Below are 23021 nucleotides of genomic sequence, written 5' to 3'. Positions count from 1 at the left end.
GTGCAATGAGCGAGTGGCGAAATAGAGAATAGCGAGTGGGAACAGTTGGTTGGCGGCGAAAGATAAACTCAGAGGGGCGAATTCCATTCCCGTTTTGAGCACCCTCGCTGGGCCGTTACACGCTTCCTGTGAGGTGGCACCGGCCTCACTTCCCGGTCGCCGGCAGACCGTTATCGGCAGGACAGGAGCACTGCTGCTGGCGGGTAGGGCGGCTGCGCAATCCCAAAACCCGCCTTCCACTTCAATGCGGGCGCAACAACACGTGCTTCTTGCGCCCGAAGGAAAGCTTGATGACGCCCTCGGCGGTGACGTCGCCGCTGCCGATGACTGCGCGATCATCGGTGACGGGCTTGTCGTTCACCCGGATCGCGTTGTTGGCGATCGCACGGCGCACTTCGCCATTGGTCGCGGCAAGCCCCGCCCGGACGACCGCGGAAAGCACGCCGATGCCGGTCTCGACCTCCGACCGGGGCACGTCCACGGTGGGAAGGCTTTCGGCGAGCGCGCCTTCCTCGAAGGTCTTGCGCGCCGTCTCGGCGGCTTCCTCGGCAGCGGCGCGGCCGTGCAGCAGAGCGGTCACTTCCGTGGCCAGGATTTTCTTCGCCTCGTTGACCTCGGAACCCTCCAGCTTTTCCAGCCGGGCGATCTCGTCCATGGGCAGAGCGGTGTAGAGCTTGAGGAAGCGGCCGACATCGGCGTCCTCGGTGTTGCGCCAGTATTGCCAGAAATCGTAGGGGCTGAGCATCGCAGGATCGAGCCAGACGGCGCCGCTCTCGGACTTGCCCATCTTGGCGCCCGACGCCGTCGTCAGCAGCGGCGAGGTGAGCGCGAAGAGCGTCGCGTCCTCCATGCGCCGGCCGAGATCGATGCCGTTGACGATGTTGCCCCACTGGTCGGAGCCGCCCATCTGGAGTCGGCAGCCGTAGCGGCGTTGAAGCTCCACGAAGTCGTAGGCCTGGAGGATCATGTAGTTGAACTCCAGGAACGAAAGCGACTGCTCCCGGTCGAGCCGGAGCTTTACCGACTCGAAAGACAGCATCCGGTTGACCGAGAAGTGGCGGCCGACATCGCGCAGGAACGTCACGTAGTTGAGATCGAGCAGCCAGTCGGCATTGTTGACCATGACCGCATCGGCCGGACCCTCGCCGAACTCGAGATAGCGGCTGAAGGACTTCTTCATGCCCGCCAGGTTCTGTTCGATGATCTCAGGGGTGAGCAGCTTGCGCGCTTCGTCCTTGAAAGACGGATCGCCGATCATCCCGGTACCGCCGCCCATCAGTGCGATCGGCCTGTGCCCCGTCTGCTGGAGCCAGTAGAGCATCATGATCTGGGTAAGGTGCCCGACATGGAGGCTGGCGGCCGTCGGATCGTAGCCGATATAGCCCGTCACCGTCTCGCGCAGGAGCAGCTCGTCCAGACCCGTCTCGTCGGAGATCTGATGGATGAAGCCGCGCTCGGAAAGAATGCGCAGGAAATCGGACTTGAACTCGGGCATTTCTAGAATCCCTTTGCGGGGATGGGGTGGGAGGACGAGCGGGCGTTTAGCACCACACGGGCGCCGCGCACAAGCTTCCGGCGAGCGAAGGGCAGGACGGGCGCTCCGGAACGCTGCGCCGGATGGGATCAGCCACGCAGGCTCCGTCATCCGGAAATGCCGGCCGGAGGAGCACCCAGGGTGATAAAGACGGCGGCCCGACCTCGAATGAAGCCGGGCTGCAGTAGAAACTCAGGCCGTGGCCTTGGCCTTCTTGGCGGCGGACTTCGCCTTGGCCGGCGCTTTTGCCGCCGCTTTCGGCTTGGCAGCCTTCGCCGGGGCCTTGGCTTTCGCCGCTTTTGCCGGCGCCTTCGCAGCGGCCTTGGCGGGAGTCTTCTTGGCCGCGGGCTCCATCTCCTCCACCGTGGCGGAAGCGACGTTCTTGCGAAGCGATTCGATCGCCTTCACCGCGGACGCCTTCGCCTTGTAGCCCTCGGAACTGAACATCACTTCGCCGTTATTGGCGCGGAACCGAAAGCGCGTCTCGCCCTTCTTGTCCTTGTAGAGTTCGAATTTGCTCACTGCTGTCTTCCCCAAATAGCAGGCGCTGATTCGCCGCATGCGAAGCGTCTCACGCAGTAAGCCAGCTGTCGACCCACGCGCGTTGTTTTGTCCCTTCAAGGCTATAGTTCGCTTAACGGCGGATCCGATGCTTCATCTTAGGCGTTTCGGGCGGGGCTCGGCGAGTTCTCCTCTGAGCCGTCGATCGAGATACTCCGCGCATTCTTCGATCAATACATCTGATGCATTGGTGAAGAAGTGGTTCGCGTCGGGGATCGTATTCTGCGTTATGGTAATGCCCTTCTGCGACTGCAGCTTGTCCACCAGGGTCTGCACATCTGCGGGCGGCGCCACGCGATCGGCGCTGCCATGGATGATGAGACCCGAGGACGGGCAGGGCGCGAGGAAGGAGAAATCATAGATGTTCGGCTGCGGGGCGATGGAGATGAAACCCTCGATCTCCGGCCGGCGCATCAGAAGCTGCATGCCGATCCAGGCGCCGAAGGAATAGCCGGCGACCCAGCAGTTCTTGGAATCGGGATGCAGCGACTGCACCCAGTCGAGCGCGGCGGCGGCGTCCGAGAGCTCGCCCGTGCCGTGGTCGAAAGCCCCCTGACTCCGCCCGATGCCGCGGAAATTGAACCGCAGTGTCGTGAAGCCACGCTGCTGGAACATATAGAAAAGATCATAGATGATCTTGTTGTTCATCGTGCCGCCGAACTGCGGATGCGGGTGCAGGATGAGCGCAATCGGCGCATTCTTCTCCTTCGACGGCTGATACCGGCCTTCGAGACGTCCGGCCGGGCCGGTAAAGATTACCTCGGGCATTCTTACTCCACCTTGACCCCTTGCCAACAACCGCGTAGCCGGTCGGCGGTGCGCGGCAGGCCTTGACGCGGGGCCTTTGCCTCCATAGAAGCTACTTTAGAACTGTTCAAAACTGGGCGGCCTATGTCGCCCGTCGGCAGCCGCGTAGATAGGACGGCTTGCCTTGGAACTTCAAGGAAATAACGCCTTCCCCGCGACAATTGTGGCAGAAGGCATAACGGATGGATATGGCTGCACCGCGCATCTACCTCGATTACAACGCCACGGCGCCGCTGACGGATGCTGCGCGGCGCGCCGTGATCGAGGCGCTCGATGCGGCGAACCCCTCCTCCGTGCATATGGAGGGCCGCACGGCGCGGCGCGTCGTGGAGGAGGCGAGGCGCGATGTGGCGGCACTCGTGAACGGCGAGCCGGCGCATGTGGTCTTCACCTCGGGCGCGACGGAAGCCGCGACCATGCTGCTCTCGCCGGACTGGACCATGGGGCGGGCGCCGCTCGGTTTTTCGCGCCTCTATGTAAGCGCGGCCGATCATCCCTGCATGCTCTCCGGCGGCCGCTTCCCCCCGGAGGCGGTGGAGCGGGTCCCGGTGGGGCCGGACGGGCGCATCGACCTTGCCGCGCTCGAACGCGCGCTTGCCGCCCATGACGGCGCGCGTGGCCTGCCGCTCGTTGCGACCCATGTGGCGAACAACGAGACCGGCGTGATCCAGCCGATCGAGGAGATCGGCGCGCTGGTGAAGAAGGCCGGCGGGGTTACGATCCTTGATGCCGTTCAGGCGGCAGGAAGAATTTCGTTCGACATTTCATTTGGATACGCAGACTTTCTCATTCTTTCCTCGCACAAGATAGGCGGCCCGAAGGGCGTTGGCGCCGTCGTGGGCGCATCCGATCTCATGATGCCCTGCGCACTGGTGACGGGCGGCGGCCAGGAGAAGGGCCACCGTGCCGGAACGGAGAATGTCGCGGCCATTGCGGGATTCGGCGCCGCTGCACGGGAAGGGATGTCGGCGCTGGCACGCATGGGCGAGACGCAGGCGCTGCGCGAGCGCCTGGAGGCGGTCATCCGCGATCTCGTGCCCGACGCGGTGATTTATGGCCGGGAGGCTCCGCGCCTGCCCAACACCGTGTTCTTCTCGATCCCCGAGATGAAGGCGGAGACGGCGCAGATCGCCTTCGATCTGGCGGGCATCGCGCTTTCGGCGGGTTCGGCCTGTTCCTCGGGCAAGGTGGGGCCGAGTCATGTGCTGCAGGCCATGGGTTTCGGAGACCAGGCGGGAGCGCTTCGCGTCTCCATCGGGCCGGCGACGACGGAAGAGGAGATCAGCGCCTTCGCCGCCGCGCTGGAAAAGGTTGTCGCACGCCGGCGGGCGAACACGGCCGCTGCGTGAGGGTCGAAGGGGTGCCGCGAACACCGGGAGAAAAATGGAGTAAATGACACATATTTTGTGATCGCATGGGTGAATTCGGCACGCGGATTCCCTAAATACCGGCATAAGCTGCCAGAATTGCAAAACGGCCGGACCTTGACTCCGGCATGGATGGAGAAACGCTGATGCCTGCAGTGCAGGAGACAATCGATCAGGTCCGATTGATCGATGTGGACCAGTACAAATACGGGTTCGAGACGCTCATCGAAAGCGACAAGGCGCCCAAGGGCCTCAACGAGGACATCATCCGCTTCATCTCGGCCAAGAAGGGCGAGCCGGAGTGGATGACCGAGTGGCGCCTCAACGCCTACCGCCGCTGGCTCACGATGGAGGAGCCGAGCTGGGCGCGCGTCAGCTACCCGAAGATCGATTTCCAGGACATCCATTACTATTCCGCCCCCAAGCTCCAGGCCGGGCCGACTTCGCTCGACGAGGTGGATCCCGAACTCCTGCGGACCTACGAAAAGCTGGGCATTCCGCTGAAAGAGCAGGAAATCCTGGCCGGTGTGCGCAAACCCGGCGACGGCGAGGCGGAGCCGAGCGACAATGTCTATTCCTCGGGTCGGGTGGCGGTCGATGCCGTCTTCGATTCCATTTCGGTCGTGACGACCTTCAAGAAGGAACTGGCCAAGGCCGGCGTCATCTTCTGCTCGATCTCGGAGGCGATCCGCGAGCACCCCGAACTGGTACGCAAATATCTGGGCTCGGTGGTGCCGCCGACCGACAATTTCTATGCCACGCTCAATTCCGCGGTCTTCACCGACGGCTCCTTCGTCTATGTGCCGAAGGGCGTGCGCTGCCCGATGGAGCTTTCCACCTATTTCCGCATCAACGAAAAGAACACGGGCCAGTTCGAGCGCACGCTGATCATCGCCGACGAGGGCGCCTACGTCTCCTATCTGGAAGGCTGCACGGCGCCGCAGCGCGACGAGAACCAGCTGCACGCGGCCGTGGTCGAGCTGATTGCGCTCGACGACGCCGAGATCAAGTACTCGACGGTGCAGAACTGGTATCCGGGCGACAAGGAAGGCAAGGGCGGCATCTACAACTTCGTCACCAAGCGTGGCGACTGCCGCGGCAAGAACTCCAAGATCTCCTGGACCCAGGTCGAGACGGGCTCCGCCATCACCTGGAAGTACCCGTCCTGCCTGCTGCGCGGCGATAACAGCCGCGGCGAGTTCTATTCAATCGCGGTCTCGAACGGGCACCAGCAGATCGATTCGGGCACCAAGATGATCCATCTCGGCAAGAACACGTCGAGCCGCATCATCTCCAAGGGCATCTCGGCCGGAAACTCGAACAACACCTATCGCGGCCAGGTCTCCGTGCACCGCAAGGCGGAGAACGCGCGCAACTTCACCAATTGCGATTCGCTGCTGATCGGGAACGACTGCGGCGCGCATACGGTGCCCTATATCGAGGCCAAGAACTCCACGGCCCAGGTGGAGCACGAGGCGACGACCTCGAAGATCTCCGACGACCAGAAGTTCTACGTGATGCAGCGCGGCATCCCGGAGGAGGAAGCGATCGCGCTGATCGTGAACGGTTTCGTGAAGGACGTCATCCAGGAGCTGCCGATGGAGTTCGCCGTCGAGGCGCAGAAGCTGATCAATATCAGCCTCGAGGGGAGCGTGGGCTGATGCGCTTCGCAAACGTCATCCTTGGGCTTGTCCCGAGGATCTGCAGCTTGGCGGAGTGAGACATGACGGCTTTGTCTATATGATGTCCGACAAGCCGCGTGGAGTGATCTACATTGGTGTAACCAGCGACCTGCATGGGCGTGTCTGGGAACACCGTAATGACATACACCAAGGCCTTACCGCCAAATACAAGGCGAAGAATTTAGTCTGGCTCGAACGACACCCGAACATCGTTCTGGCCATTCAACGCGAGAAGTCCTTGAAGCGCTATCGGCGCGAATGGAAGACGAATCTGATCGAGGAACTTAACCCGACCTGGCTGGATCTGTACGAGCGCATTGACGAGATCGAAAATGTCTATCGACCTCACCCGAGCACGAGAATGTGGGGGGACAACATTGAGAGATCAGCAGATCCTCGGGACAAGCCCGAGGATGACGCGCTCGCGGGGCAAGCGCTCGGAAACGCAATGAACTGGATGTAAGAAAATGCTTGAAATCAAGAACCTTCACGCCCGTATCGCCGAGGACGGCACGGAGATCCTGCGCGGGGTGGATCTCGCGGTGAAGCCCGGCGAGGTCGCCGCCATCATGGGCCCGAACGGCTCCGGCAAGTCGACGCTCTCCTATGTGCTCGCCGGCCGCGAGGACTATGAGGTGACCGAGGGCGACATTCTCTTCAAGGGTGAATCGATCCTGGAGATGGACCCCGCCGAACGGGCCGCAACCGGCATCTTTCTCGCCTTCCAGTATCCGATGGAGATACCGGGCGTTGCCACCATGGAGTTCCTCAAGGTGGCGATGAACGCCCAGCGCAAGGCGCGCGGGCAGGAGGAACTGAAGATCCCCGAGCTTCTGAAGCGCGTTCGCGGCGCGGCCCAGGAGCTGAGCATGGACATGAACATGCTGAAGCGGCCGCTGAATGTGGGCTTTTCCGGCGGTGAGAAGAAGCGTGCGGAGATTCTGCAGATGAAGCTGCTCGAGCCTGAGCTGTGCGTGCTCGACGAGACCGATTCCGGGCTGGACATCGATGCGCTGAAGATCGTGGCGGATGGCGTCAACGCGCTGCGCTCGCCCGATCGCGCCATCGTCGTCATCACGCATTACCAGCGGCTGCTCGATTATATCGTGCCTGATACGGTGCACGTGCTCTACAAGGGGCGTGTCGTGAAATCGGGCGAGAAGGAACTGGCGCAGGAGCTGGAGAAGAACGGCTATGCCGGCCTCATCGGCGAGGCGGCCTAGGGCGCGGGGCAGGGATGATGAACATGCAGCTTCAGGTAAGACACACCGCTGCCGAGGAAGCACTGCTTTCGGCCTATTCGGAGCGCGCCGCGAGCCTTCCCGGCGACGCCGCGACGACGGACAAGCGCGAGCAGGCGGTGGAGATCCTGAGAAGGGGCCTGCCGAACCGCAAGGTCGAGGCGTGGCACTACACGGATCTGCGCCGGCTCCTGTCCTCCGTGCCGAGCTTCGAGGCCGGCGCCCATGCCGAGCCGCGCGCACCGCTTTTGCCGGGCTCGGTCGTCCTGCCGGTGCTGAACGGGATTGCCAGGCTGACGGAGACGCCCGCGGGCGTTTCGGTTGCGACCATGACGAACGAGCTGGCCGACGGCAGCTTCGCGGCGGAGCTCTCGGTCGTCGGGACCGACGACGCGGTGGGCGCCATCAACGCCGCCTTCGTGACGGACGGCTTCACCCTCGGCATTCCCGCGGACACTGCGCTGGAAAAGCCGATCGAGCTGCAGAACGTGCAGGCGGGCGGTCAGGTGCACACACGTTTCGCGGTCCGCGCGGGCGAGCGCGCGAAGGCGACCATCGTCGAGCGTCAGCTCGGGGACGGGGAAGCACTGGTGTCCTCCGTAAGCCACCTCGATGTGGGCGACGGCGCCGAGATCTTCTGGCTGATCATTCAGGAGCAGCCGGAAGACACGCGCCATCTCGGCCAGATCAATGTCAGGATCGGCAAGGATGCAAAGCTTACCCTGTTCATCATGAACACTGGCGGTAAGCTGGTGCGCCAGGAATTGCGGATCGTCGCTGAAGGCGAAGGCTCCGAGTTCCGTCTGCGCGGCGTCAACCTGCTTTCGGGCGATACCCATTGCGACGTGACCATGGTCCTCGACCATGCCGCACCGGCCACGGTGTCGACCGAAACCATCCGCAACGTGGTGACCGGCAAGGCGGAAGGCGCTTTCCAGGGTCAGATCCGCGTTGCCCGCGAGGCGCAGAAGACCGACGCCAAGATGGCCTGCAACACGCTGCTCCTGTCGGACGAGGGCGGTTTCTCCTCCAAGCCCGAGCTCGAGATCTTCGCCGACGACGTGGCGTGCGGCCATGGCGCCACGGTAACCGAGATCGAGCCCGCGCACCTCTTCTATCTCATGGCGCGCGGCATCGACGAGAAGACGGCGCGCGGTCTCCTGGTGAAGGCTTTCGTGGCCGAGGTGATCGAGGAGCTGGAAGACGAGGCGCTCGTCGAGGTGCTGGAAAGCAGGCTCGACGCCTGGTTTGCCGCGCACGGGTAAGGTTGCGAGGGCCGGGAGCCGTTGAGAGACGCGGCCGGTTTCCGCATAAGGTGCAAGGAATGCTGAAGGGCGTTCATTTTTGAATCCGGCCGTGCCTTACGTTCAACGGCCAAGGGTCCCGGGCCTCCGGGATGACGAGGTTGGAATGGACCAGAAGATCGAACAGGCCAGCTACGATATCGAGGCGATCCGCCGGGATTTCCCCATCCTTGCGCGCGAGGTCTACGGCAAGCCGCTCGCCTATCTCGACAATGCCGCCTCGGCCCAGAAGCCGCAGGCCGTCATCGATGCGGTGACGCACGCCTATGCGAATGAATATGCGAACGTGCATCGCGGCCTCCACTTCCTCTCCAACGCTGCCACGGAAGCCTATGAAAAGGCACGAGAAACGGTGCGGCGTTTCCTCAATGCAGGAAGCGCGGAGGAGATCGTCTTCACGAAATCGGCCACCGAGGCGATCAACACGGTCGCCTATGGCTATGCCATGCCGCGGATCGGGGAGGGGGACGAGATCGTCGTCTCCATCATGGAGCATCATTCCAATATCGTTCCCTGGCATTTCCTGCGCGAGCGGCAGGGCGCGAAGCTCGTCTGGGCCCCGGTGGCCGACGACGGCAGCTTTCAGATCGAAGAATTCGAGAAATGCCTGACGGAACGGACGAAACTCGTCGCCATCACGCATATGTCGAACATGCTGGGCACCATCACGCCAATGGCCGAGATCGTGCGTATTGCGCACGAGCGGGGCATTCCGGTCCTGGTGGACGGCAGCCAGGGCGCCGTGCACCTCCCGGTCGACGTCGCCGCGCTTGATTGCGATTTCTATGTCTGCACGGGGCATAAGCTCTACGGCCCGTCCGGCATCGGCGTGCTGTACGGCAAGCGCGACAAGCTCCAGGAGATGCGCCCGTTCCAGGGCGGCGGCGAGATGATCGAGGACGTCTCGATCGACAACGTCACCTACAACGACCCGCCGCACCGTTTCGAGGCAGGCACCCCGCCGATCGTGCAGGCGATCGGGCTGGGTGCCGCGCTCGAATACATGGAGCGGATCGGTCGCGAGAACATCGCGGCGCATGAGGCGGAGATCTCGAAATACGCGCATGAGCGGCTCGGCCAGGTCAACTCGCTGCGCATTTTCGGCACGGCGCCGGGGAAGGGGGCGATCCTCTCCTTCGAGCTTGCCGGCATCCATGCGCATGACGTGGCGATGGTGATCGACCGCTCGGGCGTTGCGGTGAGGGCCGGCACGCACTGTGCCCAGCCGTTGCTCAAACGTTTCGGCGTGACCTCGACATGCCGCGCCTCCTTCGCCATGTATAATACAAGGGCCGAGGTGGATGCGCTGGCCGAGGCGCTCGACAAGGCGCGGAAATTCTTCGGGTGAAAAGCATGAGTGAAGCCCACGACAAGCCGGAAACGGACGCTGCGGAACAGCCGGCGGACGCCGTTTTTTCCGCTTCCGCAATCCCGCAGGAAGAGCTCGCGCGCATGACCGACGACATCATCGGCGCGCTGAAGACGGTCTACGACCCCGAAATCCCGGCGGATATCTACGAGCTTGGCCTGATCTACAAGATCGACATCGAGGACGATCGTTCGGTGAAGATCGATATGACGCTGACGGCGCCCGGCTGTCCCGTGGCGGGCGAGATGCCCGGCTGGGTGGAGAATGCGGTAAGCGCGGTCGACGGGATCGGCAATGTCGAGGTCAACATGGTCTTCGATCCGCCCTGGACGCCGGATCGCATGTCGGAAGAGGCGCAGGTGGCGCTCGGCTGGTACTGATCTGGGCAAGGCGCTTGCAACGCGACGCTTTCCCGACCATTTTAAAGAGAGAACCTTTCCGCGAGTCTTGACCTCGCCGCGAATGGAGAAACAGATGGGTCGATTTCAGGTAATGACGATGTCCGATGCCGCGGCAGCCCGCGTGCGTGAGATCGTCGAAACGCGCGAGGGCGCGCGCGGCATCCGCGTGGGCATCAAGAAGGGCGGCTGTGCCGGTATGGAATATACCGTCGACCTGGTGAACGAGCCGGACCCGAAGGATGACCATGTCGAGCGTGACGGCGCCCATGTCTATGTGGCGCCGGAAGCGGCCCTTTTCCTGCTCGGCACCGAGATGGATTTCGAGGTCACCAAGATCAGGACGGGATTCACCTTCCACAACCCGAATCAGAGTTCGGCCTGCGGCTGCGGGGAATCGGTGGAACTCAAGCCGGCGGATTTGAAGGTGCTGGCCGAAGCGCGCGCAGAGGGCGCGGCTTGATCCTTGTAAGCTGACAATCAACGCTGGCGGTTTTTCAATGTTCAGGCGTGGATCCTCGGGTCAAGCCCGAGGATGACGAGGTGGGGAGATTGCTGCAAATCTCCAACGCTGGCGATCGGCGGAAACGCTGTTGCCATTCCTATTCCACCCACATCCCGTTCCGCCGATGCCACTCGGCGATGGACTCCTCCGGGTAGAGATCGAAGGCGGTGTCGCTTTCGCGAATGTCCGGCTCGACCCAGTTCGCCTTGTATTTCAGCATGAGATGCACGCGGCCCGGCGGCACGGGCAGATCCGTGTCGATTGCGGAGGCGAAGGGATGGACGAGTTCGGGCCAGGTGGGATCATAGAGCCAAAGCGCGGATCCGCATTCCCGGCAAAAGCGGCGCTCGCCCGTCGACGTTTCGCAATGAGGCCGCTCGTCGTCCTGGATTTCCGCACGATAGAGACCGAGATGCTCTTCGCCTTCGATGGTGAGGGTGGACGAATCGGCGCCAAGATTGATCGCATAGCCCCCGCCGCCCTGCTGCTTGCGGCAGATGGAGCAGTAGCAGAGCTGGTAGGGGGCCGGCGTATGGCTTTCGACCGAGAATTTCACCGCGCCGCAACGGCACGAGCCTTTCAAGAGCATAGGCATCGGCAACTCCTGCACATCAGGGAGGGAGGTTAGAGGGCCGTGCGGCGATTGTCAGCAGAGTCCGGGAGCGGTTCCTGACAAGGTGTGAAGAAGATGCCATTGTGCGGCCATGACGGACGACGACATCCACGACCTCTTCGCCGGCCTGGGGCCGGTCGTGATCAAGCGCATGTTCGGCGGCAAGGGCATCTATCACGACGGCCTGATCATCGCGGTGGATCTGCGCGGCGAACTCATGCTGAAGGGCGATGAGGAAAGCGCGCCCGATCTTGAAGCTGCGGGTTCCCGGCAGTGGACCTATGTCGGCTCGCGGCACGGCAAGCTGGTTTCAATGCCCTACTGGACGGTGCCCGATGTCGCCTTCGATGATCCGGACGAGTTTGCAATTTGGGCCCGCAGAGCCTTCGAGGCAGCCCGGCGGGCGCAGAAATAGCATGGGTTGAGGAGAGCGTCCCCGCGAAAGCGGCAGGTGCCGGATCAGACCTTGCCCGGCACCTTCATGAAGTCGGGGATGTCGTCGCCGAATCCGACCGGCGTGTCGGGCTCGCGCTCCGGCTTCTCCTGCCTGCGGCCGCGCTGCTCCTCATTGGTGGCGCGGATCATGTCCTTGCGCTCGCGCCTGCGGTCTTCCCGCCTGGGGGAGGGCTTCTCGGAGGGCTGGGCGGCCTCTTCGGCGGGTTCTTCCGCGCGCCGGCTCTTGCCCTGTTCGCGCCTTTTTCCACCGCGTTCCCCCCGGGCGCCGCGGCGCGGCTTTTCATCCGCCTCGTCCTCGGCCGACAGGGTGGAAAGATCGCCGTCGAGCCATTCGATGTTCTGGCCGATCAGCTTCTCGATCCCGTCGATATATTTCCGGTCCGCGCGGGTGACGATGGTGAAAGCTTTGCCGGACCGGCCGGCGCGGCCGGTGCGGCCGATGCGGTGCACATAGTCTTCCGAATGGGTGGGCACGTCGAAATTGAAGACGTGACTCACATCCGGGATGTCCAGGCCGCGCGCGGCGACGTCCGACGCGACGAGGAGCTTGAGCTTGCCTCTGCGGAAATTCTCCAGCATCGCCATGCGCGCGCGCTGGTCCATATCGCCGTGCAGCGCACCGGCGTCGAACTCGTGGCGAACCAGCGAGCGGAAGAGGGTGGCCACTTCCGTCTTCCGGTTGCAGAAGATGATGGCGTTCTTGAGGTCGTCGCCTTCGGAGCGGATCAGATCGCGCAGTTTCTCACGCTTCGCCCAGGGCTTGGAGCCGGACTTCACCAGGCGCTGCGTGATGTTGACCGCGGTCGAGGCCGGTTTGGAAACTTCGACGCGCACCGGCCCCTGCAGGAACTGCTGGGTGAGCTTGGTGATCTCCGGCGGCATGGTGGCGGAGAAGAACAGCGTCTGACGCGTGAAGGGGATGAGCTTGCAGATGCGCTCGATGTCCGGAATGAAACCCATGTCGAGCATGCGGTCGGCTTCGTCGATGACGAGGATCTCCACCCCCGTCAGAAGCAGCTTGCCGCGCTCGTGATGGTCGAGCAGGCGGCCGGGCGTTGCGATCAGCACGTCCGCACCGCGCTCCAGCTTCTTCTCCTGCTCGTCGAAGGAAACGCCGCCGATCAGAAGCGCGATGTTCAGGCGGTGGTTCTTGCCGTATTTGACGAAATTCTCCTCCACCTGGGCGGCGAGCTCGCGCGTCGGCTCCAGGATCAGCGTGCGGGGCATGCGCGCGCGAGCGCGGCCCCGCTCCAGCCTGGTGAGCATCGGCAGGACGAACGAGGCTGTCTTGCCCGTTCCCGTCTGGGCGATGCCGAGCACGTCCTTGCCCTGGAGGGCATGGGGAATGGCGCCGGCCTGGATGGGGGTCGGCGTGGTGTAGCCGGCATCGGTGACGGCGGCCAGGACCTTGGCCGACAAGCCGAGTTCGGCGAACGTTACGGCTTCCTGTTCAGTTTCTTGTAAGTCTGACACGTAGTGGTTGTCTTTGCTGCTCTTCGCATAACCGCGCGTTGGCGCGTTTCGGATGGTCACGACCTGTGACCGGGGCCTAAGGTGTGGTGCGGCCAATGTCAACAGCAAGTATCGGCACGACACGCGCAGTTTACCGGCCAGCGCCCTTGCGACCTCTTCCCGGGAAACAATCGGTCAATAGCGGAATTGTTCCGAAAGGATGCGCTCCTCCCAGGAATGGCTGGCATCGAAGAGGATCGTCGCCGTCATGTCGCGGGATTCGCGTATGGTGACCGTCCGCACCGACTTGATTTCCGTATTGTCGGCCACTGCGTTAACGGGCCGCTTGTCAGGTTCGAGAATGGCGAATTCCACCGTCGATCGGTTGGGCAGGAGTGCCCCGCGCCAGCGCCTCGGGCGGAAGGGGCTCACCGGCGTCAGCGCGAGGAGCGGGGCGTCGAGCGGCAGGATCGGGCCGTGCGCGGACAGATTATAGGCCGTCGATCCTACCGGCGTGGCGACCATGATGCCGTCGCAGATCAACTCGTCGAGCCGCACCTGGCCGTCGATGGCGATGCGGAGCTTGGCCGCCTGGTAGGACTGACGCAGGAGCGACACCTCGTTGATCGCCAGCGCTTTGGAGGTCGTGCTCTCATGGTCGACGGCGATCATCTCCAAAGGGCGGATAAGTTCCGGGACCGCCTCCGCGATGCGCTCGCGCAGCCCCTCCTCGCGATATTCGTTCATCAGGAAGCCGACGGTACCCCGGTTCATGCCGTAGACCTTCTTGCCGGTCCCCATGGTCTCGCGCAGCGTCTGCAGCATGAAGCCGTCGCCGCCCAGAGCGACGATCACATCGGCATTCTCCGGCCGTTCCTGGCCGTATAGCGCGGAGAGGCGGGCGGCCGCCTGCGCCGCATCTTCCGTCTCGGTCGAGAGGAAAGCGAGGGCGAGCGACGAGGACGTGTTCATGCGGCATTCTTCCCGTTGCGGAAGGAGGGCAAACCGGTAGCACGCCCACCCGCCTCTGCAAAGGCGCTCGGCGACCGCCCGATACGGCGAGAAGCCGTTTTACTTGCGGACCGATTGTGCTATTCCCCTTTGCCATGCCCTTGTAGCTCAGTTGGTAGAGCACCTGATTTGTAATCAGGGGGTCGCGGGTTCGAGTCCTGCCGGGGGCACCATTTAACTCTCTGAAATCGTTTTGTATTTTTCTTCTGCTGCTTAGCGGGTGAGACCAAAAGTCTTCTCCTGTAATGACGCAGTAATGACGCGGTGCGTCTAATGAAGCCTTCGGCTGAATGAGCTAGAAGCTCTCAGCTAACGAGCGTTAGCGAAGTTATGTCCCTCCGGGACGATGACGCGGTGCGTCTAATGGTTTCTCCCTTCGCTCGTCAACCGACGGCTAGGCAAGGAGGGGCATAACACCACGGGCTGGTCCCTTGAGTGTCCGTCGCCGCGCGAGTACCCCACCGGGACCCCCTACCAAGGGGGACACCCCTCCCCTTCGAATAAAGGTATTACCCGGAGAAATTTTCTCGTGGAAATTCTGGAATCCGGGGATGAGCTAGAAGCTCTCAGCGGAGTTATGTCCCTCCGGGACGATACTGCCAGCAGGACGACCCTAAGCCCGAAGTGGTTCAACTGGCATTGTCCTAGAGCCGGATACTTTTGCTGGCTGAACTCACGACCGTACAGCCCGCATCCTTTGGCTAGATGAAGACTGAATAGGGTTGAGAGGAATCGTACGAGCGAAGAGAGGACGGCTATCTGAATCCACGGGCGGGATACCTGAGCCGGGTTCTTTCAGCCCGAACCCCTTAGATTGTTGTCGAAACCAAGTGTGCTCTTCTTGAAGCAAGGCTTCCACGACCAAGGGTCCCGAACTCAATGAATCTGGCCGGGCTGGATTCGGCCAATGGAGCCGTAGGGAGAACTACGGTCGAAAGGTGGAACACTTGGCTTCTATGAGTCTCTACAGACCAATGGCTCCTACGGACTTTTCTGGCCGTAAGGTGGCCGAAGGCCATGCCAGTCATAGTTTGTGTAGTGAAGTCACCATAGGGCTATATAGTAAGATCACTACATTAAATCTCAAATTCTTTAACCGTCTCCCATAAGCAACAAAGTTTATGGTTCCGTTCCGATCACTACATTACAGCAGCCTCATGGGGTTGCCAGAATCTTCCCGGTCTCCTTCCGCTGCCGGGTTCGTACATGATCCACTTTGCCTTTAATGCTGGGTCGAAATCGGGATGGTTTAATACGTTGTTGTTGAAGTTCCCGCGATCCATCCCTAGTGCCTCTCGGACCTCTGTCGTCGTGACGCTACCGGAAGCTGCTACTGCGTTGGTGATAAACTCAACGGCCTCTCGGACCTTCCCCCTCAGCCTATCCTTCGAGGTTTTCCCATCTGGATACCAATCCTCGACCGTTGCTCCGGGGAAAATCTCAAGAAGCTGCCCCTGAGGGACACCAGTATCCGAGCGGGTGGCGAAGATGACGTATAGGTGGCATCCGTCAGGGCATTCGCCCTTGACCGTCTTCCTAATAGCCCCGCGTCCGGCAGCTTGAAAGATATGGTGTGAAATTTCGCCTAGCTGGATGGCCTTCACATCCTCCTTCGAGAACTCGTCATCGACCGAAAGGGCCTTGGCTCCCCGCCCCATAGCCTCGTAGCTCGCGGAGTCGTAGTGTAGGATTCCAGCGAGGATGACATATCGACAATCCTTGAATTCATTCGTCGCGCTATGTCGTCCCCAATTGCAGAAGCGGACCTTCGAAGCCCTATCTGTCGGGATGCGCCTCTCAAGCGTTTTCCTCATATCCGGACTGTTCTTCCCCGGCTGCTTTTGATGATGAACGATCAAGATATCTTCGTCTGTCGGAATCTCGGAAAGCATCTTCATGACGCCATCGGCTATGACGTTCATCGTCTCTGGTTTGCGATGTTGTCCTTTCCCCGCCCCCTTGTCCCAATGATGGATCACAAGGCCAGGATAGAGCTTAGGCGGCTGCGGCAGTTCCTTTAGATCACCACGTGCCTTCCAGAAGCGATATGTTTGCCGAAGCCCTCCGCTGGCGTCGAGAATCAGCATGGGCGCAAGATCACTCGGATAGAGCGGGTCCCACCCGAGCGTCACATTGCCGCTGTGGTTGTCACGATGAACACGGACTTCCCGTCCCGAAAGCCACCAATAGGTCCCGGCCTTCTCTTGATTGCTGTCCGAGAACCTCGACTTAAAATCGTTCAGCGTCAGTCCGCTCTTATCGATGTCCGGCATCTGGATTCGGTTGCCTTCGAACGTCCGGAGACTGGTAGCAAACTCTTCGGTCAAGTCCGCGAGGGCCTTGTCGTTTAGATGTCGCTCGATCTCCTCGGTGAGGCTCAGAAGTCCGCGCCTTGTGAGTGTATGTGCGACGGATGGAGTCGTAGTCTCATCCCATATCCGAACCGCACGGGGCCTGCCATTGTAGTGGAATTCCTTCATATCCGCGAAGACTGGCCGCTCGTCCACACCGTTGCCCTTCGCGAAGGATTCTAGCTTTTGCTGTGTGGTAAAGAGGACAGAGGCGTTGGTAGGATCATCACGCCCTAGAGCGTTGATCTCAAGGTTCGACGTAAGGACGCCCACGTCATCCCGCCTCAAACCCATAAGAGATATAAGCGTCTCAATCTCAGCCAGCCGAGACAGAAAGATGATTACGCCCACGTCTCGGAAAGCTTCGTCCCTTAGAAGTTCTCTCGTGCTTTGAATGATGGTCGTGGTCTTGCCCATGCCGGGAGCTAATGACGACAGATAGTATGCCGGGGGTAGCTCACCTGTCGCCATTGCCTCATAGATTTCGGCGATCATCGAGAGTGCTAAGCGCTGCTCGCCGTTAGGATCGTGTTCCCAGTCTCTAAAGAGGTCTTCCGTCTGCTTGAAAGCTCGCTCATGGAGAGGTGGACAGACAGAAGCTAACGATTCCGGAATTGCTACAACTACGGGAACTTCTGCTTCAACTGGAATGCCTCCCAGAGCCTTCTCAATCTCTTCAAATGCTGAAATGGTCTTCATCTTCGTCTTTCTGAAAAATAGAATCCGCTTGGCTCCGCCAGAAGGCAGAACCACGGCAACCAATGGCAGTACGGACCAACGGGCCGGACTATTATGATCGATCTGAAAGGGGTTTCTTTGAGCCTAGCTCTATCGGCTCTGCGCCACCTAAGACGCTGGTGCTGGGCGGCACCCACGAAATTCGCTCCCAAACCCGAAAAGTAGGAGCTCGACAGCGGAGTGTCAAGGCTGCGAAAATGCCGCTCGTTACAGCCAATGAGGAATGCCGATACGGACCGGCCCGTCAGGCACTTGGAACCCCCCATCGTCTCCCGCTGTATCGCTTCCTGCCCTTGGACGCAGCGCAAGAACAGCCCTCCAAGCCTCCGGGTCGATCTTTCCGAATCTGTCTCGCATCTCGTCTAGCAAATCAGGAACAGACGGATATCGCCTATAGACCTTCGCTACCGAGACTGGATTGTGCTTGTAGGCATCGTGGTTGAAGGTCCCCGCCGAGTACGATTTCGGCATTTCGATATTCAGCCTCATGACAACGTATGGGGACGGGGAGCCATCTTCGTAGACGACCCCCCATGCCGGGTTCAGGCGGATTATCTCCGTCATGCCATCACCCGCTGATACTCGTACTCAGCCTTGCGGTGCGAAAACGGCAGCGAATTCTCCATCGACAGGAGCGATGCACCCTCGTTCTCAAATTCAGCCCGCGTCATAGTCCCGTCAGCAATTCGCCTGTCGAGCTTATCGAGCCAGCATTCTTGCTCAGAGCAGAGGGTGAAATCCCGGCGAATTAGCCGAACCCTCAATTCTTGGACATCGGAGTGATCGAGCGCGGCGGCTTCATCGCGGGCGGGAAGAAGAACCTCACAGGTGATCTTCTGAGCCTCACGAAGCGGCTGCTTCGCAGAACGGATTCTGTCCCGTAGGTGACGCCTTCTGAGCGGAGGTAGCTTTACGTTTGCGTCCAAAAGATCGAGCGCCTTCCTTTCCGTTCTTTGGCGCTGACGGGATTTGCCCAAAATAGGCAATGGTAGATTGGTTGATTTCATAAAAACGTCTCTCATAATATGTTGATTCTATTGGAAAATTTATGGCTTAAAAATCAAAATCCGGGAAAGGGGTAGTTAGGTGCCACCCCTCCCGAAATCGGCTTCAAAATCAACCACTATGCAGCGGTAGACAGCAAAGCCTTGTCGTGATTGATCGAGAACCCTCCGTCCAAGACTGACAGATTCCCCCGGCGGAGATTCAGCTTGTTGCCATCCCTATAGACGACACGTTGTCCGGGCTTGGCATCTGTCAGGACTCTGGCGATAAGGACTTTGATCCCGTTCGGACCACGGGAACCGACATTCCCGCCGCGAAGCTGCCAGTTCGGATAGACACCAAGGGCGATGAGTTCGTTGTAGTCAGAAAGATCAAGAATTGCCTCCTGTCGGCCATCCCGAGCGAGAGGTACAGCGACGGCGGAGCCTTCTAGGATACGAACACTACGCGCCTTCATTTGTCGTCACCTCCGGTGCCCCAGCCTCTCGACCTAGCCGCATGGGTTCCGACCAGTAGATTCCGGCTGTCAGCGAGTTCCTTGGCGAGCCTCGTTAGCCGCTCCCTCTTTACATCGTCCGGCTCGCTGGACTTCTCAATCTCCCGAAGACGATGCTTGATGATAGGATCAATCCCCGCCTGCTGTTTCCTTCGCGCCCAAACGGATTGCGAGGACTGCAATGGAACAGATTGTCCTGCTTCCTGAGTTTCAATCCCTTCATCCCGTTTAAAGGGGTCTTCGAGAGGCGAAAAAATGTCATCGCTGATTTCTTCAAAATTTGTATCAAACTTATTCATAACTACTCCTAATATTGTTCACTTATCTTAACGCTCGCGGGTTAACGCGAATTCTCTTACTTCCATCTGCTGAAATGTGGGAAATCTCTAGAGGAATTTTTTTATCTTCGCAGTATGCATCCAGAACAGAGTTGACCCGGTTGATATCGGTAAAGCTCCCGTTCAATTTCCCCGGTGCCGGGACATCAATGATCTTCCCGGATTTTTCCCTCGCTCCAAACTTCAATGAGTAAAGGGAGAACTCGTCTTTGACGATCTTGACGTATCTTCGCTCTTCACCGTCACCCATCCAAATCAGAGTGTAACGGAAGATTTCCTTTCCGACGAACACGGCTTCTTCGGTGGAAAGCTCCCGGAAATCGTCGGGCAACGGTTCTAGTTCGGGCTCGGACGTCCAGATTGGAGGTTGATGGATTTCCGCCCTAGCTCCATCCTCGTCGAGGTCTCCGAAGATATTCCCGTGGTGGTGATGATGATAGGTGACGGGTTCGGAAAACCCCTCGACAAGTTCACCAAAGGAACCGCTCGTAGACGAAGGCGGTCTAGGTGGATTAAATGTCGGCTCAAATGCATTCTTTGCCAAAGTAATACTCCTTTCAATAATATACCCTCTTGGAACCGGTCAGCCCGGCCAAGACGTTCAAACGATGCTTAAATGAGAGTGCCCGAAGGCTCTTGCGACCTCTCCGAGGTCATAACGAAGGAATGAAAATAAGAATTATAAAACTCTTAAATTTTCACTATCCTACAACACATTATACCATATTTTTAAGTAAAAGTCAAGAGTAATATAAATGTAAATCTGTTGAGGTATTGATATGAAATGAAATTCATAGGTCCTTGGGTACAGCAAGACTCTCCCGCATACAGAAGCAAACAGGCTAAAATCCAGAGCGCAAGCTGACGGATAGCGACATCTGCACCACTAATGACCTAACAAGAGGCTCGCCTAGCAGGGCTTTTCCGTCTCACGAGCTACTTCAGACCAGAGTGACGAAGCAACCTTGTTAATGTTGCAGTGATAGACGAGAGACTGGAGAATTTTATCGACGAGAGGTATGCAATGAGCATTATACGACCGCAACAAAGATTGGTCGCGCATCTTGCGGGTGCCGTGATGTTCCTAGCGGCGGCATTGCCTGCCCAAGTCTCCGCTGATGAAAACGCTAAGCTTGATTCTAATGAACTCGACGCGGCGGCCATCCGCTTGGTGAAGGTGATCGTGTCGGCTCCGCTTTCGGAACAGATGGCACTCTCCGAATGGCTGCGCAAGCGAACCGAAATCGCCACGCTCTTAACCGAATGCGGCACAACGTATCTTCGGATGAAAAATGCTAAACGCTTCACGCAAGAAGAAAGAGAATCGTTCGAAATAAACGGCACTGTATTTGTGCTCGCAGCACTAAAACTTCTTTTTGATCAAGACAAATACGAACTATCCTCCTTTAAGGTCACAGTTTCCAATAATGTTAATCGCCGGATCGAGACCGATTCTCGAGGCAATTCGATTGAGTTCCTAAAGACATGTCAAGATTTATCCAGTGAGCACCTCATTTTAGCGCGAATAAGCTCGATTCTGCTGAAGTGATACCTTTTTCATAGAGATGCATTTTGATTTTTTGGCGTTAGGCAATTCTAGGGAGCCTGTCCTGATTTTTAACCAATCCATCCGCAGCCAGTATTTGCCGCCTCGTAATTGCGCGGGACCCAATCCAACTTTGTGGAAAAACCTTACGTGCTATATTCTCAGGCCCGTTGAAAATCACCGTTCCCCTCAGCGCGTCAAAATCAAGCTCAAAGAACAGTAGATGGTTAGCTTTTGGACTGAGCCCGTTAAATGCGGGACCACGTCTTGTACCTGTCGCCTTAACCTGAACAGTCCGGCCATCTGGCGCTCTGCCATCTATGCCCGCTCCCCTCCCGATTGGTTTCACTCCGAAGAGTTCTGCTGCAATTGCCTCGCCTATGTCACCGACAAGCTTGCCGTCGAACGTGAAGGTCAAATCAGTGCTGGCGAAATGTTGCCTTAGAGCGTTGCGCGCCTGAACAAGACGGGCAATCACTACCGGTAAAACAAAATCCCTCTCCATGATCCCGTCTCCCTACGCTGCCTCAGCCTCAGGATTTTCTACTTTGTCGGAGACTATCTCTCGAACCCTCTCGGCCCAAGCTTCGATAGCCTCTTTCCGCTCTTTCAGGAACTCGTACCGCTGATACACGCCCTTGATGCCCGAGCGGGACCCCGAGACGTGATTCAAGAGCCTGTCGGCAACATCGGTCGGAAATCCCATCTCTGCCAGACCAGACGCCATTGTCCGCCTGAGGTCATGGATACGCCACGGTGAGAAGTTGTCCGCCAGATGCTTCTTCATTTCATCGTCTAGCGCCCGCTTCATCTTCGAGTAGCCGGAGATATGGCTTTCTCCCCTTGCTCCCGGAAGGACATAGCCGGTTCCTTTGCCCTCAGGGGCTTTAGGCAGTTCGCTCATTGCCTCGTCCGAGAGGTGGACGACATGGGCTTTTCCGTTCTTCGCTCTCTCGGCTGGAATGGTCCAAGTCTTCTGGTCGAGGTCGATTTCCTCCCATCTAATCCCGGCGACTTCCTCTCTCCGTTGCCCGGTGAGCAAGAGAAGACGATAGAACCGACGCCACGTATCAGAGAGTTCGCCTGTCGCCTTCCAGAATGCTTTGATCTCGTCCGATGATAGGAGCCTGTCTCTCGAAGAAACCGGAGACGGAGACGACATCTCAGCCATAGGCGAGACCGTGATTATCTCCTGCTCGACGCAGTAACGGAAGAAGGGGCGAAGGGCAGCAAAGAGATTCCTGGCCGCTGCCGGTCGGTCTGACTTCCTAGTAAGCATCTTTCGGATATCGGCCTTCGCGATCTCAGTGACAGCGGATTTAAGCAACCCCTCGGCTTCGAAAGCCTGCTTCATAGCGCTCTTGGCTTCCGTCTTGTAGCGGGACGGGAGAGAGTTCTTGCGGGGATCGCTGTCAGGGTCAGGAATGAAGAGATCCAGTGCCTCAGAGACCTTCATCCCGTTCAACCTGTCTCTGGTCTCCCTTCGGGCCTGTCGTCGGATATCGATGGGATTAGCCCCCTTCGCGATATCCCCGATGTGAGTTTTGGCGAGGGTCCTTGCCTCATCGAGCGTCATTCCGTTCTTGGTCTTCCCGATGACATAGCGAATAGCTTTTCCCCCTCGACCACCTGCCCACTTTTGGACGAGAAATGAGACATCCCCTGTAGCAGTCACGTAGGCTCCGAAGCCCGCAAGCTCGGTATCCCAGAGATAGGTTGCCTTCTTGGATGACGCTGCGTGAGAGCGATTCTTATCTAGGGTCTTCTGGGTCAGTTTCAGGCGCATGGCGTCCTCTGTGCATCTCCGTGTCATGACAATGTAACGACCAACTGGTCCATGTAATGACTCTAGCAGAGATGTAATGACATGAGAATCCCTGTCGGGATGGTAGACAAGAGGATCGGCAGGCAGGAAGAGACAGGGGCGGATTCAACCGTGGATCGAGGTCAGATCAGGGGACAAAGGAGGACCAGTTAGAAGAGGTCAAAGCAGGCGATATCATCGTTTAGATGCAATAGGTTACATGATATTCGGACTTACCCTAGAGGTCTCTCGCTCCTTAGGACAAAAACTCCGTAGATTGGAGAGCGCTGACCATTATACTATATTGATAATAAACACATTTCTCAGTTGGTAGAGCTAGTCACTCACGCAGTGAGAGGACCGACGACCGAAGGTCGATAGGAGCCAAGGGCTCTAGGTCCGGTGACGTCCGTTGCAATCTAGGAGTGAGGTACGAACTCCGT

At 59.2% G+C, this 23021-nt stretch carries 23 protein-coding genes, 1 tRNA gene and 1 pseudogene; 11 read left to right on the top strand and 14 right to left on the bottom strand.

Features of this window, described 5'->3' with window-relative positions; all coding sequences use genetic code 11:
• Positions 1 to 241 precede the first annotated feature (241 nt).
• From tyrS to PVE73_RS14315, 3 genes and pseudogenes are all read right to left on the bottom strand, one after another.
• Positions 242 to 1495 (bottom strand): tyrosine--tRNA ligase, encoded by a 1254-nt coding sequence (tyrS, locus tag PVE73_RS14325; protein ID WP_277362898.1) that lies wholly within the window; start codon positions 1493 to 1495, stop codon positions 242 to 244.
• A gap of 417 nt (positions 1496 to 1912) precedes the next feature.
• Positions 1913 to 2056: pseudogene (locus tag PVE73_RS28255) on the bottom strand (DUF1508 domain-containing protein); the annotation flags it as partial.
• Between the two features lie 132 nt (positions 2057 to 2188).
• Positions 2189 to 2863 (bottom strand): alpha/beta hydrolase, encoded by a 675-nt coding sequence (locus PVE73_RS14315; protein ID WP_277362896.1) that lies wholly within the window; start codon positions 2861 to 2863, stop codon positions 2189 to 2191.
• Positions 2864 to 3090: 227 nt separating this feature from the next.
• Between PVE73_RS14315 and PVE73_RS14310 the strand changes: the two genes are divergently transcribed.
• The 8 genes from PVE73_RS14310 (at position 3091) to sufA (ending at position 10726) form a co-directional block, all read left to right on the top strand.
• Positions 3091 to 4251, top strand: coding sequence for a cysteine desulfurase family protein (locus tag PVE73_RS14310; protein WP_277367461.1), 1161 nt, complete (start codon positions 3091 to 3093; stop codon positions 4249 to 4251).
• Between the two features lie 164 nt (positions 4252 to 4415).
• A complete protein-coding gene (gene sufB, locus PVE73_RS14305; protein WP_277362895.1) occupies positions 4416 to 5930 on the top strand; it encodes a Fe-S cluster assembly protein SufB in 1515 nt (504 codons plus the stop codon).
• Between the two features lie 55 nt (positions 5931 to 5985).
• Positions 5986 to 6414 carry a GIY-YIG nuclease family protein gene (locus tag PVE73_RS14300; RefSeq protein ID WP_277362894.1) on the top strand — a complete coding sequence of 143 codons (429 nt, stop codon included), beginning with the start codon at positions 5986 to 5988 and terminating at the stop codon, positions 6412 to 6414.
• Between the two features lie 4 nt (positions 6415 to 6418).
• A complete protein-coding gene (sufC, locus tag PVE73_RS14295) occupies positions 6419 to 7174 on the top strand; it encodes a Fe-S cluster assembly ATPase SufC (protein WP_277362893.1) in 756 nt (251 codons plus the stop codon).
• A gap of 17 nt (positions 7175 to 7191) precedes the next feature.
• On the top strand, positions 7192 to 8457 hold the full coding sequence (gene sufD / locus PVE73_RS14290; protein ID WP_277362892.1) for a Fe-S cluster assembly protein SufD: 1266 nt from the start codon (positions 7192 to 7194) through the stop codon (positions 8455 to 8457).
• A gap of 145 nt (positions 8458 to 8602) precedes the next feature.
• Complete coding sequence (locus tag PVE73_RS14285; protein ID WP_277362891.1) at positions 8603 to 9844, top strand: cysteine desulfurase; 1242 nt, start codon at positions 8603 to 8605, stop codon at positions 9842 to 9844.
• Positions 9845 to 9849: 5 nt separating this feature from the next.
• Entirely contained in the window at positions 9850 to 10245 is a 396-nt protein-coding gene (locus PVE73_RS14280) for an SUF system Fe-S cluster assembly protein (protein WP_277362890.1), read from the top strand.
• 94 nt (positions 10246 to 10339) lie between these two features.
• Entirely contained in the window at positions 10340 to 10726 is a 387-nt protein-coding gene (sufA, locus tag PVE73_RS14275) for a Fe-S cluster assembly scaffold SufA (protein ID WP_277362889.1), read from the top strand.
• A gap of 139 nt (positions 10727 to 10865) precedes the next feature.
• Here sufA and PVE73_RS14270 read toward each other — a convergent pair whose 3' ends face one another.
• Positions 10866 to 11363, bottom strand: a complete 498-nt coding sequence (locus PVE73_RS14270) for a GFA family protein (RefSeq protein ID WP_277362888.1) — start codon at positions 11361 to 11363, stop codon at positions 10866 to 10868.
• A 109-nt stretch (positions 11364 to 11472) separates the two neighbouring features.
• Between PVE73_RS14270 and PVE73_RS14265 the strand changes: the two genes are divergently transcribed.
• Positions 11473 to 11796, top strand: coding sequence for a TfoX/Sxy family protein (locus PVE73_RS14265; RefSeq protein WP_277362887.1), 324 nt, complete (start codon positions 11473 to 11475; stop codon positions 11794 to 11796).
• 44 nt (positions 11797 to 11840) lie between these two features.
• Here PVE73_RS14265 and PVE73_RS14260 read toward each other — a convergent pair whose 3' ends face one another.
• Together PVE73_RS14260 and PVE73_RS14255 are read right to left on the bottom strand one after the other, a co-directional pair.
• Positions 11841 to 13310, bottom strand: coding sequence for a DEAD/DEAH box helicase (locus tag PVE73_RS14260; protein ID WP_277362886.1), 1470 nt, complete (start codon positions 13308 to 13310; stop codon positions 11841 to 11843).
• Between the two features lie 174 nt (positions 13311 to 13484).
• Positions 13485 to 14261, bottom strand: coding sequence for an NAD kinase (locus PVE73_RS14255; RefSeq protein WP_277362885.1), 777 nt, complete (start codon positions 14259 to 14261; stop codon positions 13485 to 13487).
• A 136-nt stretch (positions 14262 to 14397) separates the two neighbouring features.
• On the opposite strand from PVE73_RS14255, the gene PVE73_RS14250 reads away from it, so the two are divergent.
• Positions 14398 to 14473 (top strand) — tRNA-Thr (locus PVE73_RS14250).
• Between the two features lie 966 nt (positions 14474 to 15439).
• Here PVE73_RS14250 and PVE73_RS14245 read toward each other — a convergent pair.
• The 6 genes from PVE73_RS14245 to PVE73_RS14220 all read right to left on the bottom strand — a co-directional run bounded on the left by PVE73_RS14245 (position 15440) and on the right by PVE73_RS14220 (position 19772).
• The gene (locus tag PVE73_RS14245) at positions 15440 to 17350 is read right to left on the bottom strand and encodes a hypothetical protein (protein WP_277362884.1); all 1911 of its coding nucleotides are present in this window, start codon (positions 17348 to 17350) and stop codon (positions 15440 to 15442) included.
• A gap of 246 nt (positions 17351 to 17596) precedes the next feature.
• Entirely contained in the window at positions 17597 to 17953 is a 357-nt protein-coding gene (locus tag PVE73_RS14240; protein ID WP_277362883.1) for a hypothetical protein, read from the bottom strand.
• Positions 17950 to 18396, bottom strand: a complete 447-nt coding sequence (locus tag PVE73_RS14235) for a hypothetical protein (RefSeq protein WP_277362882.1) — start codon at positions 18394 to 18396, stop codon at positions 17950 to 17952. The genes PVE73_RS14240 and PVE73_RS14235 overlap by 4 nt, the downstream gene beginning before the upstream one ends.
• Before the next feature lie 116 nt (positions 18397 to 18512).
• Positions 18513 to 18851 (bottom strand): hypothetical protein, encoded by a 339-nt coding sequence (locus PVE73_RS14230; protein ID WP_277362881.1) that lies wholly within the window; start codon positions 18849 to 18851, stop codon positions 18513 to 18515.
• Positions 18848 to 19189 carry a hypothetical protein gene (locus PVE73_RS14225; protein WP_277362880.1) on the bottom strand — a complete coding sequence of 114 codons (342 nt, stop codon included), beginning with the start codon at positions 19187 to 19189 and terminating at the stop codon, positions 18848 to 18850. The genes PVE73_RS14230 and PVE73_RS14225 overlap by 4 nt, the downstream gene beginning before the upstream one ends.
• A gap of 22 nt (positions 19190 to 19211) precedes the next feature.
• The gene (locus PVE73_RS14220; RefSeq protein WP_277362879.1) at positions 19212 to 19772 is read right to left on the bottom strand and encodes a hypothetical protein; all 561 of its coding nucleotides are present in this window, start codon (positions 19770 to 19772) and stop codon (positions 19212 to 19214) included.
• A 480-nt stretch (positions 19773 to 20252) separates the two neighbouring features.
• Between PVE73_RS14220 and PVE73_RS14215 the strand changes: the two genes are divergently transcribed.
• A complete protein-coding gene (locus PVE73_RS14215) occupies positions 20253 to 20777 on the top strand; it encodes a hypothetical protein (RefSeq protein ID WP_277362878.1) in 525 nt (174 codons plus the stop codon).
• Between the two features lie 37 nt (positions 20778 to 20814).
• Here the strand turns inward: PVE73_RS14215 and PVE73_RS14210 are convergent, their stop codons facing one another.
• Positions 20815 to 21279, bottom strand: a complete 465-nt coding sequence (locus PVE73_RS14210; protein WP_277362877.1) for a hypothetical protein — start codon at positions 21277 to 21279, stop codon at positions 20815 to 20817.
• Positions 21280 to 21291: 12 nt separating this feature from the next.
• Complete coding sequence (locus PVE73_RS14205) at positions 21292 to 22560, bottom strand: tyrosine-type recombinase/integrase (RefSeq protein ID WP_277362876.1); 1269 nt, start codon at positions 22558 to 22560, stop codon at positions 21292 to 21294.
• Between the last annotated feature and the right edge of the window lie 461 nt (positions 22561 to 23021).

It is taken from the genome of Chelativorans sp. AA-79, from assembly GCF_029457495.1.
Classification (GTDB): Bacteria; Pseudomonadota; Alphaproteobacteria; order Rhizobiales; family Rhizobiaceae; genus Chelativorans.
This window is presented reverse-complemented; position numbering and strand designations above follow the sequence as displayed.